14 protein-coding genes are annotated in these 15,628 nt (G+C 42.7%); 10 read left to right on the forward strand and 4 right to left on the reverse strand.

Going from position 1 to position 15,628, the window contains the following annotated elements; all coding sequences use genetic code 11:
* The first annotated feature begins 221 nt into the window (after positions 1-221).
* The 10 genes from DW125_RS13845 to DW125_RS13895 all read left to right on the forward strand — a co-directional run bounded on the left by DW125_RS13845 (position 222) and on the right by DW125_RS13895 (position 11,388).
* Positions 222-1,217 (forward strand): dihydroxyacetone kinase subunit DhaK, encoded by a 996-nt coding sequence (locus DW125_RS13845; RefSeq protein WP_021860018.1) that lies wholly within the window; start codon positions 222-224, stop codon positions 1,215-1,217.
* Between the two features lie 13 nt (positions 1,218-1,230).
* Positions 1,231-1,869, forward strand: coding sequence for a dihydroxyacetone kinase subunit DhaL (dhaL, locus tag DW125_RS13850; RefSeq protein ID WP_021860019.1), 639 nt, complete (start codon positions 1,231-1,233; stop codon positions 1,867-1,869).
* Positions 1,870-2,171: 302 nt separating this feature from the next.
* Entirely contained in the window at positions 2,172-3,035 is an 864-nt protein-coding gene (locus DW125_RS13855) for a hypothetical protein (RefSeq protein ID WP_117538521.1), read from the forward strand.
* Between the two features lie 212 nt (positions 3,036-3,247).
* On the forward strand, positions 3,248-4,093 hold the full coding sequence (locus tag DW125_RS13860) for a hypothetical protein (protein WP_117538522.1): 846 nt from the start codon (positions 3,248-3,250) through the stop codon (positions 4,091-4,093).
* A gap of 224 nt (positions 4,094-4,317) precedes the next feature.
* The gene (locus tag DW125_RS13870) at positions 4,318-5,136 is read left to right on the forward strand and encodes an AraC family transcriptional regulator (protein ID WP_117538523.1); all 819 of its coding nucleotides are present in this window, start codon (positions 4,318-4,320) and stop codon (positions 5,134-5,136) included.
* Positions 5,137-5,334: 198 nt separating this feature from the next.
* The gene (locus tag DW125_RS13875) at positions 5,335-5,952 is read left to right on the forward strand and encodes a DUF4867 family protein (protein WP_117538524.1); all 618 of its coding nucleotides are present in this window, start codon (positions 5,335-5,337) and stop codon (positions 5,950-5,952) included.
* 96 nt (positions 5,953-6,048) lie between these two features.
* On the forward strand, positions 6,049-7,533 hold the full coding sequence (locus tag DW125_RS13880; protein WP_021859765.1) for an L-fucose/L-arabinose isomerase family protein: 1,485 nt from the start codon (positions 6,049-6,051) through the stop codon (positions 7,531-7,533).
* A gap of 17 nt (positions 7,534-7,550) precedes the next feature.
* Entirely contained in the window at positions 7,551-9,008 is a 1,458-nt protein-coding gene (gene xylB / locus DW125_RS13885; RefSeq protein WP_117538525.1) for a xylulokinase, read from the forward strand.
* A 197-nt stretch (positions 9,009-9,205) separates the two neighbouring features.
* On the forward strand, positions 9,206-10,471 hold the full coding sequence (gene uraA / locus DW125_RS13890; protein WP_117538526.1) for a uracil permease: 1,266 nt from the start codon (positions 9,206-9,208) through the stop codon (positions 10,469-10,471).
* Positions 10,472-10,518: 47 nt separating this feature from the next.
* On the forward strand, positions 10,519-11,388 hold the full coding sequence (locus tag DW125_RS13895) for a PHP domain-containing protein (protein WP_117538527.1): 870 nt from the start codon (positions 10,519-10,521) through the stop codon (positions 11,386-11,388).
* A gap of 205 nt (positions 11,389-11,593) precedes the next feature.
* Here the strand turns inward: DW125_RS13895 and DW125_RS13900 are convergent, their stop codons facing one another.
* Genes DW125_RS13900 through DW125_RS13915 form a run of 4 tightly spaced genes read right to left on the reverse strand, consistent with a single transcriptional unit; the run spans position 11,594 to position 15,548 of the window.
* The gene (locus DW125_RS13900; protein ID WP_021859761.1) at positions 11,594-12,358 is read right to left on the reverse strand and encodes an SDR family oxidoreductase; all 765 of its coding nucleotides are present in this window, start codon (positions 12,356-12,358) and stop codon (positions 11,594-11,596) included.
* 37 nt (positions 12,359-12,395) lie between these two features.
* Complete coding sequence (gene rhaD, locus DW125_RS13905; RefSeq protein ID WP_021859760.1) at positions 12,396-13,208, reverse strand: rhamnulose-1-phosphate aldolase; 813 nt, start codon at positions 13,206-13,208, stop codon at positions 12,396-12,398.
* Positions 13,209-13,245: 37 nt separating this feature from the next.
* A complete protein-coding gene (locus DW125_RS13910) occupies positions 13,246-14,709 on the reverse strand; it encodes a rhamnulokinase (RefSeq protein WP_117538528.1) in 1,464 nt (487 codons plus the stop codon).
* 14 nt (positions 14,710-14,723) lie between these two features.
* On the reverse strand, positions 14,724-15,548 hold the full coding sequence (locus DW125_RS13915) for a DeoR/GlpR family DNA-binding transcription regulator (RefSeq protein ID WP_117538529.1): 825 nt from the start codon (positions 15,546-15,548) through the stop codon (positions 14,724-14,726).
* Positions 15,549-15,628: the final 80 nt, after the last annotated feature.

The following is a 15,628-nucleotide window of genomic DNA, read 5'->3' on the forward strand; positions in this document are numbered from 1 at the left end:
AGGGACAAAGATCTGTATCCACATAAGCTGGCTTATAAGTGGATACAGACCTTGGGACCTGCCCACCCGACATGAGCTTAAAAGCGGGATGATAATCCCGCGATATGCGAATGAAGGGTAGGATTGTGAGAGTGCGCAGCACGGAACAATCCGTGGGTATCACGTAATAGTATAGAGCATTATTACAGAAATGACATAGAAGATTCAGGAGGAAAATAGATATGCAGCGGATTATGAACAACCCGGACAATATCGTAGATGAGATGCTTAAAGGTTTTCTGAAAGCACATTCCGATATTGTAGAGAGCACAGAGAACGGAAGAGTTGTAAAAGCAAAAGACATTCCGGAGGGAAAAGTCGGAGTCGTAACCGGAGGAGGATCCGGACACAAACCGGCATTTGTCGGATATGTTGGAAAAAATATGTGTGACGCAGCAGCGGTCGGAGAGATCTGCTCTTCACCGACAGCAGCCGCATTCCTGGATGCATGCAAAGTAGCAGACCAGGGAAAAGGTGTTGCATGCTTATACGGAAACTATTCCGGAGATAACATGAATGTAAAGATGGCAGTGAAGATGGCAAAGAAAGCCGGAATTACAGTCAAAACGGTTGTAGCAAACGATGACGTAGCTTCCGCACCGAAGGATCAGAGAGAGAAGAGACGAGGTGTGGCAGGCGAAGTGCTGATGTGGAAAGTCGGCGGAGCAAAAGCTGCAAAAGGTGGCGATCTGGACGAAGTTATCGCAGCTGCGCAGAAAGCCATTGACAATACAAGATCCGTAGGAATCGGTCTGACACCGTGTACCCTTCCGGCAGTCGGACATCCGAACTTCGAGATCAAAGAAGGAACGATGGAAGTCGGAATCGGACATCACGGAGAGCCGGGTATCGAAGTATGCCCGTTAGAGTCAGCCAATGAGATGGCAAAACGTATGGTAGACGTTGTCGTACCGGATTATCCGTTCGTAGAAGGGGACGAAGTTGTCGTACTCGTATCCGGACTCGGAGCAACACCGGTGATGGAACTATATGTGCTGTATGATGAGATCGACAGACTCCTTACAGAAAAAGGAATCAAGACACATAAGGCATATGTAGGCAACTATTTCACATCCCTGGAGATGATGGGAGCAACCTTAACGGTCATGAAACTGGATGATGAATTAAAAGAGCTCATAGATATGCCGGCATACTCTATGGGACTGAAACAGGATTAGGAGGCTTTGTAAAATGGGAGCATTTAAAAACGCAGCAGGAAAACCGGTGCTGATGCGCATGGTAAAAGGGATCCAGGATAACAAAGCATATCTTGGGGAAGTAGACGGACTGATCGGAGACGGCGATCACGGAATGAACATGAACAAAGGATTCTCTGTATTTGAAGAGAGATTCAAAGATGAAGATATCAGTTTCTCCGAAGGATTGGATGAACTGGGAATGATCCTGTTAAATGAGATCGGAGGATCTATGGGACCAATCTATGGAACGATCTTCATGGACATGGCAGAAGCAGGAGAAGATCTGGATGAGATCACAGCGGCAGATCTTGGAACAATGCTGGAAGCAGGTCTTAACGGGCTGTACGGGATCGTTGATGCAAAAGTCGGAGACAAGACATTAGTAGATACACTGGCGCCATCCGTGGACGTAATGAAAGCAGCCGGAGCAGAAGGAAAAGATTTCAAAGAAGCACTGGCAGAGATGAAGAAAGCTGCAGAAGCAGGACGCGATTCTACCAAGGACATGGTAGCAAAATTCGGACGTTCCAGCCGTCTGGGCGAGAGATCCAGAGGTGTGCTGGATGCAGGAGCAACCTCCTGCTGCATCATCCTCAGCGCAATGGCGGACGGAATCAGCGAACTATTATAAAACAGGGATAAGAGAACATATCACAAATCCTTTTATAGCATGGATTTCGAGAGAAAAGTAAGGAAAATAAAGATAAAATCTCCGGGAAGGAAAGAGTCCCGGAGGTTTTTTTATGATGAAGTAAAATGGCTGGACTTTTCATAAAACTACTCCTACGTAAGCACAGTGTGTTTTCAGGCTTTTGCCCCTGGCATCATAATAAAATATTAAGAATTTTGTAATGGAAATATTAACAATTAAGGAATATGCTTTCCATGTAAAGCAAATATACAGACGCGATGACAAGAATGGAGGAGAACAACATGAGGAAAGCATTAAGAAAGTATCTGTTTGTCGCAGCAATTTGCCTGTGCACGGCACTGACAATGGCTCCGGTGCATGCGAAGGCAGCCGGTAAAGTGAAGAATCCGGCGATTGTCAGACTGAAACCGGGGAAAACTTATACAAAATATGATATTACCGGGGATAAAAAGAAAGATAAGATCAAGATTACACTCGGAAAACGTGATGAAAGTGACTTTATCAAGCGGATCACAGTATCTGTCAACGGAAAGAAAATTGTGAAAAAAGGAATCGGTTCTTTCTATTATAAGACCAGCCTTGTAACACTGAAAAACGGAAAAGTATATCTCTGGGTGAAGAGTTCTTCAGAAGATGCAGATGATACATGGGGATGCCTGTATCAATATCGCAAAGGCAAACTGGAAAAGAAACTGAAATTTGATGGATATGTAAAGAAATATTACTATCATCTGAGTACGGATGTAGTTAAAGTTTCCAGCAACACGCTTACTGTAAAGCAGAGCAATATGACGAGCCCGCTTGGTGAGGCTGTTTATAAATATGATTACAAATATGAGAATGGAAAATTCCATATCGTATCAAGAACTGCTGCTATCGTAAAAGCATCCTATTCTTATCGCACGAAGAGCAGCTGGGGCACATTGAAAAATAATAAAATGCTTTATACCAGTCCATCCACAAGTAAACCAACCGGTGTTGCTGTGACTGCGGGAACAAAAGCAAAAGCAACAAATATTTATATGTGCGATAAATTTATAAGTGTAAAGATTAAGACTGCTGACGGTAAAACCGGATGGTTAAAATGCAGCAAGAAATTTGACGAAAGCAAATTGCTCTTTAAAGAGTGCTTTTATGCGGGATAGATAGTAAGAGTTAGTTGAAAAAATATATAAATGGGGACGGGGCTTTTTTAGAAAAGCCCCGTCCCCATTTAACGGTAATTGCACTTTTGTCGCTGAAAAATCGGAACAGAAAAGCGAATATATGACTGGTAGTATCTTGTGTGATCTGCAAGTCAATGCTATCATCAAAGTATCAATTGTTGCAGGAAAACATAGAAGAAAAGGAGGAGCTTATGAGAAAATGGAAAAAGGCAGCAGTAGCTGCAATGGTATGCCTGACAGGAGTTTTATTTATGTCGCCGATGAAAGCAGAAGCAAAGAATCCGTCCATGGTGGAATTGAAAGTAGGAAAGACTTACAAAAGTTATGATATCACCGGTGATAAAAAGAAAGATACAGTGAAGATCAGTATTCCAAAAGACCAGTATGACAGATACGGGACTGTAAAGATTACGGTGAACAAGAAAACGACAAAGATTACAAGAACATGGACTTCCTATGCGATCCACACAAGACTGATAACATTAAAGAACGGAAAAGCATATCTCTGGATACAGGGCGAGACAGATAACGAAGACGATCCGTGGGAATGTATTTACCAGTATAAAAAAGGAAGATTTGCAAAAGTCGTTGATTTCTCAAAGACATCTTACAATTATACGAACCATCATCATACGGATATCCTGAAAGTGTCAGGCAACACGATCAGCACAAAACAGTATATTATGTCCACAGCGATGGCTGGTGTTGAGTACAAAGTAAATTATACTTATAAAAAAGGCGCATTAAAGAAGACATCTTCCGCATATGAGATTACAAGTGCCGGTTACACTTATCGTGCAAATGGAAAATACGGAACGATGAAGAATACGAAAGCATTATACAACAGTGTTTCCTGTAAGAAGAAAGTAGCTACTGTAAAAGTCGGAACAAAAGCAAAAGCAGTGAAGATTTATATGACAGGCAAAGCATTTAACATTAAGATTAAAACCGCGAGCGGCAAGACCGGCTGGGTAAAAGGCTCAAGAAAATTTAGCGACAAATCGTTACTTTTCAAAGAGTGCTTTTACGCAGGATAAAACCTTTGTAGAAAGAAAAAAGCGAGAGCGAGAGCCATGTACAAAAGGCTTGGATACAGAGAGGCAGACATTGTGCCATGTGAATTTAACGGTATTTCGGAGGCAGCTTGTACTTCTGGAAAAGAGATTATAATTGTAAAGATAAGCGTTGTTATGATATAATAGGAAAAGCAGTGAAACGAGCAAACAATATATTCTTATGAAATATAAGGAGGGAGAAACCGGTGAATTATTCACACGAGATTATTATGCCAAATGACGATATCCCTTTTAAAATGTTTGTTTTCGAGGGACGACGCGGTAATTACTCGAGAGAGAAGCACTGGCATCGTTCTGTCGAAATCTTTGCTTTGTTCGAAGGAGAGATTGAATTTTACGTGAATGAGATTAAGTATTCCCTGAATCCGGGAGAATTCATGTTGGTCAATTCCAATGAGATCCATTCGATCCACTCTCCGAAAGAGAATTTTACTGTAGTGCTTCAGATTCCGCTGACAACGTTTGAACGATATTATACGGATGAGAAGTTTATTTATTTTACACACAGCAGAAGGATACATGATGAGGAATTCATGCAGGTGATCCGGGACATGTACGATGCTTATGAGAAGAAAGAGATCGGATATGATCTGAAAGTACAGAGTTATTTTTACGAGCTGATCTATCTGCTTGTGAGTAAGTACAGAGAAGTATCTGTGGACAGTGAAATGATACGAAGCAACAAAAAACTGAACAAGTTATCGGCGATAACGGCATACATGAAGGAAAACTACACGAAGGATTTATCGCTTGAAAGCCTGGCACAGACTTTTGGATATTCCTCTACTTATCTGTCGAGGATGTTTCAAAAATATGCAAAGACGAACTATAAGAATTATCTTGACGACATACGTCTGGAGCATGCATATAAGGATCTGGTCAACAGCGATATGCCTATCGGAATGATCGCGAGTCAGAACGGATTCCCAAACAGTAAGGCATTTACAAAGGTATTTCAGAAAAAATACAATAAATTGCCTAGTGAATTCAGGAAAGAATTATAGGACAGAGCGCAGTAACAATATTTGTTACTGCGCTCTGTTTCTGTTTTTGCGGGGAAAATAGGAAGAAAATAAAAAAGTTCACAGGACAAAGTGATCAAATTGCAAGAAGGACAAGAATTTGCCATGAACGGTTAAGTATTTGGTCGAAAGATCGTTGAAAAATTGCTATAATAACCTTGTATTTTAGGAGGAATTATTATGAAAATTCAACAAGTGGAAGACAAAGCGTTTTCGACATATGGACGAGTACTGAAAGGGTATGCGTTATCACCGCTTTTAAAAGCCATGGAACATACACCGCTTCCTAAAGGGGAAGTGATCTATGTGCCGGGGATGGAAGAGCTGGAAGATCTTCCTGTTGCAAACGCTTTTAAAGACCGTGCGTTTGGAGGACTGCCGATCCAGGTGGGATTCTGCAACGGGTTCAATACTTATCTGAACGCAGTAGAGTATCACAGAAGTTCAGAAATCAATGTAGCAGTGACAGATATGATTCTCCTCGTAGGAAGACAGCAGGATATTACAGAAGAGTATACTTACGATACAGATCAGATCGAAGCATTCTTTGTTCCGGCAGGAACAGCAGTAGAGATGTATGCAACAACGCTGCATTATGCACCATGTATGACGAATGAGAAAGGGTTCCGCTGTGTTGTGATCCTGCCAAAGGGAACAAACACAGACGTAGAGATACCGGCGGATGCCAAGGGAGAAGCAAGACTTCTCACAGCGAGAAACAAGTGGCTCATCGCACATGAGGATGCAAAGATTGAAGGCGCCTTTTGCGGGCTGAAAGGCGAGAATGTGTCGGTTTAATGCCGGCGGCGTTACGAGTGTAACGGATTTATAAAACAAAAGATTTACAAAACATGTATTATGAAAAACAACATTTTTGAAGGAGGAATTGGTATTATGAACAACATGCCAGAAGTAAAACTTGGAATTGTAGCAGTAAGCCGTGACTGTTTCCCGGAGAGCTTATCTGTAAACAGAAGAAAGGCACTGATCGATGCCTACACAAAGAAATACGGAGCAGAGAACATTTACGAATGTCCAATCTGTATCGTTGAAAGCGAGATCCATATGGTGCAGGCACTCGAAGACATTAAGAAAGCGGGATGTAATGCACTTTGTGTATATCTTGGAAACTTCGGACCAGAGATTTCTGAGACATTGCTTGCAAAACATTTTGACGGACCGAAGATGTTCGTGGCAGCAGCAGAAGAGACAGGAGACAACCTGGTACAGGGACGTGGAGATGCTTACTGTGGTATGCTTAATGCAAGCTACAATTTACAGCTTCGCAATATCAATGCATATATTCCGGAATATCCGGTCGGAGATGCAGAAGAATGTGCAGATATGATTCATGAGTTTATGCCGGTAGCAAGAGCTGTCATCGGATTAAATGATTTAAAGATCATCAGCTTTGGACCGAGACCGTTAAACTTCTTAGCATGTAATGCGCCGATCAAACAGCTTTATAATCTGGGTGTAGAGATTGAAGAAAATTCAGAGCTGGACCTGTTTGAAGCATTTAACAAACATGCAGGAGATGAGAGAATCCCGGCAGTTGTCAAAGAGATGGAAGCAGAACTTGGAGCCGGTAATAAGAAACCGGAGATCCTTGAGAAACTCGCACAGTATGAGCTCACATTAAAAGATTGGGTAGAAGATCACAGAGGTTACAGAAAATATGTTGCGATCGCAGGAAAATGCTGGCCTGCATTCCAGACACAGTTTGGATTCGTACCATGTTATGTCAACAGCCGTCTGACAGACCAGGGAATCCCGGTTTCCTGCGAAGTAGATATTTACGGAGCGCTCAGTGAGTTCATCGGAACGGTTGTCAGCGAAGATACAGTAACACTTCTGGATATTAACAACACAGTACCGAAGGATATGTATGAGAGCGAGATTAAAGGAAAATACGATTATACACAGAAAGATACTTTCATGGGATTCCACTGTGGAAATACAGCATCCAGCAAGCTTGCATTCTGTGAAATGAAGAACCAGATGATTATGGCAAGAACACTTCCGGAAGAAGTAACACAGGGAACTCTGGAAGGGGATATCATTCCTGGAGATATTACGTTCTATCGTCTGCAGAGCACAGCAGACTGCAAACTGCGTGCATACATTGCGCATGGTGAAGTCCTTCCGGTAGCAACAAAATCTTTCGGAGGCGTTGGTATTTTCGCAATTCCGGAGATGGGAAGATTCTACCGCCACGTACTGCTCGAGGGAGGATACCCACATCACGGAGCAGTTGCATTTGGACATTTCGGAAAAGCTTTATATGAAGTTTTCAAATATATCGGAGTTCCTGTAGAAGAGATTGGATATAATCAGCCAAAAGGTGTAAGATATAAGACAGAAAATCCATTTGCATAAGAAAGGGGATAAAAACAATGTTATTCATTGGTGTAGATTTAGGAACATCAGCAGTTAAATTGTTATTAATGGATGAAGAGGGAGATATTAAGAAGATTGTCTCCAAAGAGTATCCGTTGTTCTTCCCGCATCCGGGTTGGTCTGAGCAGAAACCGGAAGACTGGTTTGCACAGTCTATGGAAGGAATCAAAGAACTGACAGCAGAGTGTGATAAGTCACAGGTTGCAGGAATCAGCTTTGGTGGACAGATGCACGGACTTGTTGCACTGGACGCAGAAGATAATGTGATCCGCCCGGCAATTCTGTGGAACGATGGAAGAACCGGAGAAGAGACAGATTATCTGAATACAGTAATTGGAAAGGATAAATTATCCGCTTACACAGCAAATATTGCATTTGCAGGATTTACAGCACCGAAGATTCTTTGGATGAAGAAGAATGAACCTGAGAATTTCGCTAAAATTGCAAAGATCATGCTTCCAAAAGATTACCTGGCATACAAGCTGTCTGGATCTTTCTGCACAGACGTATCCGATGCATCCGGTATGCTTCTTATGGACGTTAAGAATCGCTGCTGGTCAAAAGAAATGCTTGATATCTGCGGAATCACAGAAGAGATGCTTCCGAAGTTATATGAAAGTTATGAAGTAGTAGGAACTCTGAAAGAAGACATTGCGAAAGAACTTGGACTTCCTGCAGAAGTAAAAGTTATCGCAGGAGCCGGAGACAATGCTGCAGCAGCTGTTGGAACAGGAACTGTAGGTGACGGAAGATGTAATATTTCTCTTGGAACTTCCGGAACAATTTTCATTTCCAGCAAGAACTTTGGAGTAGATGAGCACAACGCTTTACATTCCTTTGCACACGCAGACGGATATTATCATCTGATGGGATGTATGTTAAGTGCAGCTTCCTGCAACAAGTGGTGGAATGAGGAAATCCTCAAGACAACAGACTTTGCGGCAGAGCAGGCAGGCATTCAGAAATTGGGTGAGAACAATGTATTCTTCCTGCCATATCTGATGGGTGAACGTTCTCCACACAACAACCCGGACGCAAGAGCAATGTTTATCGGAATGTCTATGGACACAACAAGAGAAGACATGACACAGGCTGTTCTGGAAGGTGTTGCATTCGGACTTCGTGATTCTCTGGAAGTTGCAAGAAGTCTTGGAATTAAGATTGAGAGAACAAAGATCTGCGGTGGCGGAGCAAAGAGCCCACTGTGGAAGAAGATCATTGCAAATGTTATGAACATGAAGGTAGATGTTATTGAAAGCGAAGAAGGGCCGGCACTTGGCGGAGCTATGCTGGCAGCAGTCGGATGCGGAGCATATCCGGATGTTGAGACGATCGCTTCCAAACTTGTAAAAGTTATTGATACAGTTGAGCCGGAGAAAGAACTGGTTGACAAATACGAAGAGAAATACCAGAAATTCAGAAAGATTTATCCAACTGTAAAATGCTTATACTAAAAGCATACATAAAGGATTGAGATGCCGGTAAGGTTATTCTATAAAATCTTGTATCATATAATGGGACAAAAGGAGATTGCAAATGAGATTTTGCAATCTCCTTTTTCTTTTCTTATAGATACCGATATGATACAATGGACAAAGTGAAATAATATAATTACACAAACTTAAAGGAATGAAAGGTACAGGAGGAAAACATGGGAGAACGTAAAATTATTCAAATTGAGGACAAAGTGCCATTTAAACTGCTGCTTCCACTCAGCATCCAGCATATGTTTGCAATGTTTGGGGCTTCGGTTTTGGTGCCGTTTGTATTCGGTATTAATCCGGCGATTGTATTATTTATGAACGGTGTCGGAACATTGATTTTTATGACAGTAACAAAGGGGCAGGCGCCGGCATATCTTGGCTCCAGCTTTGCATTTCTGGCACCGGCAGGTGTTGTTATTTCGAAAATGGGATATGAATATGCACTGGGCGGTTTCGTTGCGGTTGGATTCTGCGGATGTATCTTATCGCTCATTATTTATAAATGTGGAACAGACTGGATTGATGTTGTATTGCCGCCGGCAGCGATGGGACCTGTAGTAGCATTGATTGGATTGGAACTTTCCAGTTCAGCAGCGAGTAATGCAGGACTTCTGGATGACAAACTGGACATGAGAAATGTGATCGTATTTCTTGTGACACTCGGTGTTGCGGTCTTTGGGAATATTTTATTCCGCGGATTTTTATCGGTTATTCCAATTCTGATTGCGGTTATCGCAGGATATCTGACAGCGCTTGGCTGTGGCATCCTTGATTTTTCTAAAGTGGCTTCTGCGTCCTGGTTTGCACTGCCGAACTTTACAATGGCAAAATTCGATACAGGTGCAATCCTGATGATTCTTCCGGTACTTCTCGTTATTACGTCAGAACATATCGGACATCAGGTTGTAACGAGTAAGATTGTAGGCCGTGATCTGTTGAAAACACCGGGGCTACACAGATCTTTATTCGGAGATAACTTCTCTACCATGATCTCCGGTTTGATCGGTTCCGTACCAACAACGACTTACGGTGAGAATATCGGTGTTATGGCGGTTACAAAAGTATACAGCGTGCGCGTGATCGCAGGGGCGGCAGTGCTTTCTATCATCTGCTCTTTCGTAGGAAAATTATCTATGCTGATCCAGACGATTCCGGGACCGGTTATCGGAGGGATTTCCTTCCTGTTATACGGTATGATCGGAGCATCCGGTATCCGTATTCTGGTTGACTCACAGGTGGACTATGGTAGATCAAGAAACCTGACACTTACTTCAGTAGTATTTGTAACTGGACTTTCCGGAATCAAAGTGGCGTTTGGGGATATTGAGCTGACCGGTATGGTGCTTGCATGTGTAGTCGGCATGATTTTAAGTCTTATTTTCTACATTCTTGACAGACTGCATCTGACGAACGATCAGGATGAAGAGGCGTAAGAACCAGAGACTGTGGAAAAAAGAAAAGTAAGAAAGTTGGCAAGAAAATGTCAGAGAAACAAAATATAATAAAAAATGAATTAACAGCAGCGAATCCGTGTGATCTGCATGTGCACACGACACATTCAGATGCATCCAGAACGGTTGCACAGGTGATAGAATACGCTGCAATGATCGGACTTAAGTATATTGCAATCACAGACCATGATACAATGGCAGGTGTGGATGAAGCTGTGGAGCTTGGCGGGAAACTTGGCGTGCATGTGGTTCCGGGCGTGGAAATGTCTACGCTTGATGAAGAAAGTGGAAGAAATGTGCATTTGCTCTGCTATCTGCCAAAGGATTGTCAGATGATCGATAGATTTCTGGAAAATACATTGAAATGGCGAAGAGAGCAGAAGCTGGAGATGGCGCGCAGAGTACATGAAATATATCCGCTTGTGACACCAGAACTGGTGGAATCTTATGCAAAAGACAGCGAATCGATATATGAATGTCATGTGATGCAGCCGTTATGTGATTTTGGCTATACAAATGTGGCAATCGGAGAGCTGATGAGTTCACTGATTTCTTCAAAGGGAAGCTGTTATGTACCGAAACGATATCCGACGACGTTAGAAGCGGCGACGGTAATCCGGGAAGCTGGAGGTTTTCCGGTGGTAGCGCATGCGGAGCAGTTTGACAGCTTTGAGCTGATTGAGCGATATGCCAAAGAGGGTTTGCTTGCAGGTGTAGAAGTATGGCATCCAAGAAACGGAACGGAATCCAGACAGCGTCTTCTGGAGATTGCGAAGAAATATGATCTTCTTACAACCGGTGGCAGCGATTTTCACGGGCAGTATACAAAGAAACCTCATCCGCTCGGCTTCTGTGGCTGTGAAATCGCAGATGTGGAAGCTATGCTTGCGCGGAAGTAGCAAAATGTCTTGATTTTAGAACTTATAGATTTGATAAAAAAGAAGCTGGATAAAGGAAAGTTTCTTCAATAGATTGTAGGTGAGTTAGAAAAAACAGAAGAGAGCATCCAGAAGAGAGCATCCAGAAGATAATGGAAAAATATAAATTATAAAAAAGTTGCCAATGTTTTTCGTGATACATTGGCAACTTTTTTGCTAAGTGAAATTACTGTACGGAATATCCGCCGTCTACGATAATATCGCTTCCGGTTGTATATCCGGAGGCATCGGATGCAAGATAGAGAACTGCAGGGATGAGTTCTTCCGGTTTTCCCATTCTGTGCATTGGCATAAGCGGAATCCATGCGTCAATCAAGTCTTTCGGTACATCGACTGACATTGGTGTTGCAATATATCCAGGGCTTAAAGAGTTTACACGGATGCCGTATTCAGCCCATTCAATGGCAAGAGATTTGCTCATGTGGATAACACCTGCTTTGGAAGCGTTGTAAGAAACCTGCCACTGTGGGATGTTAACGATCGTTCCGGACATAGAAGCCATATTGATGATGCTTCCTTTGATGCCACGTTCGATCATGATACGTCCAACGGCACGGCACATGATAAATTCTCCGGTCAAGTTGATATCAACAACTTCGCGAAATTCTTCAACAGTAGCTTCTAATGTGGACTGATGCATGCAGATACCGGCATTATTGAACAGGATATCGATAGAACCTGAACGCTCAAGAATCTCTGCAAGAGCTTTGTCCACCTGTGTTTCATCTGTAACATCAGCTTTGAGATCGTAAGCTTTTCCACCTGCTTCTGTAATTAATTTTACAGTTTCTTCAGCACCGGAACGGCTTAAGATTACAACTTCGGCACCTGCTTCGGCAAGCCCCTGTGCGATAACCTGTCCGATACCGCGTCCACCACCTGTTACGATAGCAACTTTTCCGTTAAGTCCAAACATTTTTTCTAAGTACATCTTTAAGTTTCCTCCTGGTAAAATATATTATTTCTTTTTAATCCAGATAGCCTTCTCTTGGTGTTACACCAAAGCTTCTGGCAAGTTCGCCTAACTGCTCTTCCGGAATTTTATTTACGATCGGAAGCGGAGCAATCTTCATATAAATTTCAGCTGCTTTCTCGACTGTCTCGATCAGACCGAATGCCTCATCAAGCGTATGTCCGGCAGCGAAAATTCCGTGCTGTGCCCAGAGAATGATTCTGCGGTCGCGGATCTTCTCAGCTGTGAGTTCGCCGATTTTGTTCGTTCCTGCGATCATCCAAGGAACGATTCCGACACCGTCCGGGAATACAACGATACATTCTGTGCACATACCCCACAGAGTTTTTGTAAATTCTTTTTCGTCGATGGAATGTACAAATGTCATTGCAATTGTGTTTACCGGGTGGCAGTGCATAATAACACGGTGTGTAGGATCTACTTTCAGACGCTCCATGTGGTTCATCAGATGTGTTGGAAATTCGCTTGTCGGAGCGGCATTTCCTTCAAATCCCCATAACAACTCCAGACTTTTTCCATCCTGTGCCACACGTACGATACCAAGGTTCTCTGCCGGGTTTGGAGTAATATTTTTGAAATATTTTCCGGTTCCTGTTACCATAAAGATACGACCTGCAACATAAGAAGCATCGAAATTAATCGGGATCGTACGGATAACATGATCAAGATCCAGATAATATTCCAGAGGTTCATCCTCAAGCAGCCAGCTGATGTTTCCGCCGTTTCGTTCATCCCAGCCAAGGCGGTACATGTTCGCTGTCATTTCAGAAATTTCCTGAATAAATGGTGCGGTTAAAATGTTTTTCATAGTTTTTCCTCCTCATAATGTATGTGATGTATGTGATTTATTTGTTAATGATACATTTCTGATATTTAACATCCCACTCTTCGTGATTCTGAGGTAAATATTCGCGCATTTTGGAGGCAGATGCCATGATATTTTTTGCTTCATCAAGGGAAGAAGCGGCTCCGATGGCAATTAACTGTACAGTAATATTTCCGATGGCAGTTGCCTCGTCCGGTCCTGCAATGACTTTGCGTCTGCAGGCGTTGGCAACAAACTGGCAAAGGATTTCAGCCTTGGAACCGCCACCCATCATGTTGATGACCGGTAATTCTTTTCCGGATACCTTCTCAAGCTGTTCGACTGTCCAGCGGAATTTCATGGCAAGGCTTTCGTAGATACAGCGGATAATCTCGCCGACTGTTTCCGGAGCCTCTCCGTAGTGTTCCATACAGTACTTCTGGATTTTCTTTGGCATATTACCCGGATTATAAAAAACAGGTTCATCCGGATCAAATAGAAAACGGAATGGTTCTGCAGCTTCGGCGAGTTCACCGAGTTCACTGAAACTGTAGTCTTTTCCATGTTCTTTGTAATAACGTTTGCTCTCCTGTATGAACCAGGAACCCATCACATTGCGCAGGATGCGGTGATGACCTTCGTAGCCACCTTCATTTGCCAGATTGGCGGCATAGCCTTCCGGGGTGATCACGCAGTGGTCAAGCTCCGTACCGATCAGTGACCATGTACCACAGCTTACAAGTGCGCAGTCTGTGTGGAGCGGTGAAGACAGATATGCAGAAGCAGTATCGTGCTCACAGACAACGGATACAGGGAATCCCTTTGTTCCCATCATTTCATTGTAACTTTCCTGCGTATTTCCAAGCAGTGTACCCGGCTTTGTAAGCGTGCCGAATAATTCGCGTGGAATATCATAACTGTCAAGGATTTCCTGACACCAGTCATCTTTCTTAAAATCATACAGCTGGCTGACAGAAGAAATCGTATATTCGGAAATTGTCTTGCCGGTCAGGAAATTGATCAGAAGATCCGGGATAAACAGAAGTTTATAAGCGTTATCTAATAAAAATCCGTGACCGTCTTCGCGCATGGCGCCTAATTGCAGATAAGTGTTAAAGAGTGCATTCTGGTTGCCGCTCAGTTCATAAAGCTTTTCTTTTGAAAGCTTGCTGTAAATCTTGTCTGCATGTCTGGCAGTACGCTCATCACGGTAGCAGCGTACCTGTGTGAGTAACTGACCGTTTTTGTCGATCAGACCAAAGTCATTGGAAAAAGAATCGATGGCAAATGAGTCGATCTGATCATCTGTCATTTCAATGGCTTTTTTGATTCCGACATTCATTTCTTTATAAATGTTAATGATGTCCCAGAAAAGTGCGCCGTTTGCTGAATAGGAAACATTGTCAAAACGGTGGATATTCTCAATCGATACATTGTCCCCATCGATTTTGGCGAGAAATAATTTGCCACCGCTTGCGCCGAGATCAAAAGCTAAAATATTCAATTGTACATCCTCCCTTACGCAGTGATGATCCGGACCCCATGTTTTTTTGTAATGGTCCGGAGAGTTTCGGAAACCTCTGGAGTATAGTTGAAGTTGTCTGTCACGATGCAGTCAATTTCATTGAAATTGCCGAGGAAGAAAGGACCTGCTACTTCAAACTTTGTGTGGTCAACAAGAAGGTAAGTCTCTTCAGACTTGTCCATCATTGCTTTCTTGGTGTCAATTTCGTTCAGACTGATATCTGTGAGTCTTTTGTTCAACGTAACTCCCGTGCAGGAAATAAAAGTTTTATCCGGATAAAATTCTTCGGAACTCTTAATTGTACGTGTTCCGTAAAGAGAATAGTTATTACCATTGTAAAATCCTGCAAGGCAGATCAGAGACAGATTCGGATTCTCTAATTTGGCGGCTTCCAGTAAAACCTTTACAGAGTTGGTAATGATAGTCAGATGCATCTCTTTTGGAATATAATCCAGTAAAAATAAAGTTGTGGAACTGTTATCAATAAAAATAGTATCCCTGTTTTCAATCAGAGAAGCAGCTTTTTGTGCAATGAGCTTTTTCTGTGGGATATTGCGCCCGTGACGCAGCAAAAAAGGAGACTCACTGTTTAAAACGGTGTCTCCATATTTGGCTGCGGTTCCTACATTTAATGGATTCGCATTCAGAATGGCACCACCATGTGTACGGGTTAAAATGCCCTCGGCTTCCAGGCTTTTAAGATCCCGACGGATTGTTTCTTTGGAAGTGTGAAGCATATCTGCGAGGACGTTCACACTGACCGAAGACTGAGCCCCCAGAAGATCTATGATTTTTGTTTTTCGTTCCTGACTATACATGTTAATACCATCCTTTTAATATATTTCTAGCCATGAGCAAAACTCCACACATTCAGTATTTATGCGGGTTTGCGAGGCAT

It is taken from the genome of Dorea sp. AM10-31, from assembly GCF_003435815.1.
Classification (GTDB): Bacteria; Bacillota; Clostridia; order Lachnospirales; family Lachnospiraceae; genus Dorea_D; species Dorea_D hominis.

Coding starts and splice junctions, on each gene's coding strand:
- DW125_RS13845 (WP_021860018.1), top strand. CDS start 222: ATGCAGCGGATTATGAACAACCCGGACAATATCGTAGATGAGATGCTT.
- dhaL (WP_021860019.1), top strand. CDS start 1,231: ATGGGAGCATTTAAAAACGCAGCAGGAAAACCGGTGCTGATGCGCATG.
- DW125_RS13855 (WP_117538521.1), top strand. CDS start 2,172: ATGAGGAAAGCATTAAGAAAGTATCTGTTTGTCGCAGCAATTTGCCTG.
- DW125_RS13860 (WP_117538522.1), top strand. CDS start 3,248: ATGAGAAAATGGAAAAAGGCAGCAGTAGCTGCAATGGTATGCCTGACA.
- DW125_RS13875 (WP_117538524.1), top strand. CDS start 5,335: ATGAAAATTCAACAAGTGGAAGACAAAGCGTTTTCGACATATGGACGA.
- DW125_RS13880 (WP_021859765.1), top strand. CDS start 6,049: ATGAACAACATGCCAGAAGTAAAACTTGGAATTGTAGCAGTAAGCCGT.
- xylB (WP_117538525.1), top strand. CDS start 7,551: ATGTTATTCATTGGTGTAGATTTAGGAACATCAGCAGTTAAATTGTTA.
- uraA (WP_117538526.1), top strand. CDS start 9,206: ATGGGAGAACGTAAAATTATTCAAATTGAGGACAAAGTGCCATTTAAA.
- DW125_RS13895 (WP_117538527.1), top strand. CDS start 10,519: ATGTCAGAGAAACAAAATATAATAAAAAATGAATTAACAGCAGCGAAT.
- DW125_RS13900 (WP_021859761.1), bottom strand. CDS start 12,358: ATGTACTTAGAAAAAATGTTTGGACTTAACGGAAAAGTTGCTATCGTA.
- rhaD (WP_021859760.1), bottom strand. CDS start 13,208: ATGAAAAACATTTTAACCGCACCATTTATTCAGGAAATTTCTGAAATG.
- DW125_RS13915 (WP_117538529.1), bottom strand. CDS start 15,548: ATGTATAGTCAGGAACGAAAAACAAAAATCATAGATCTTCTGGGGGCT.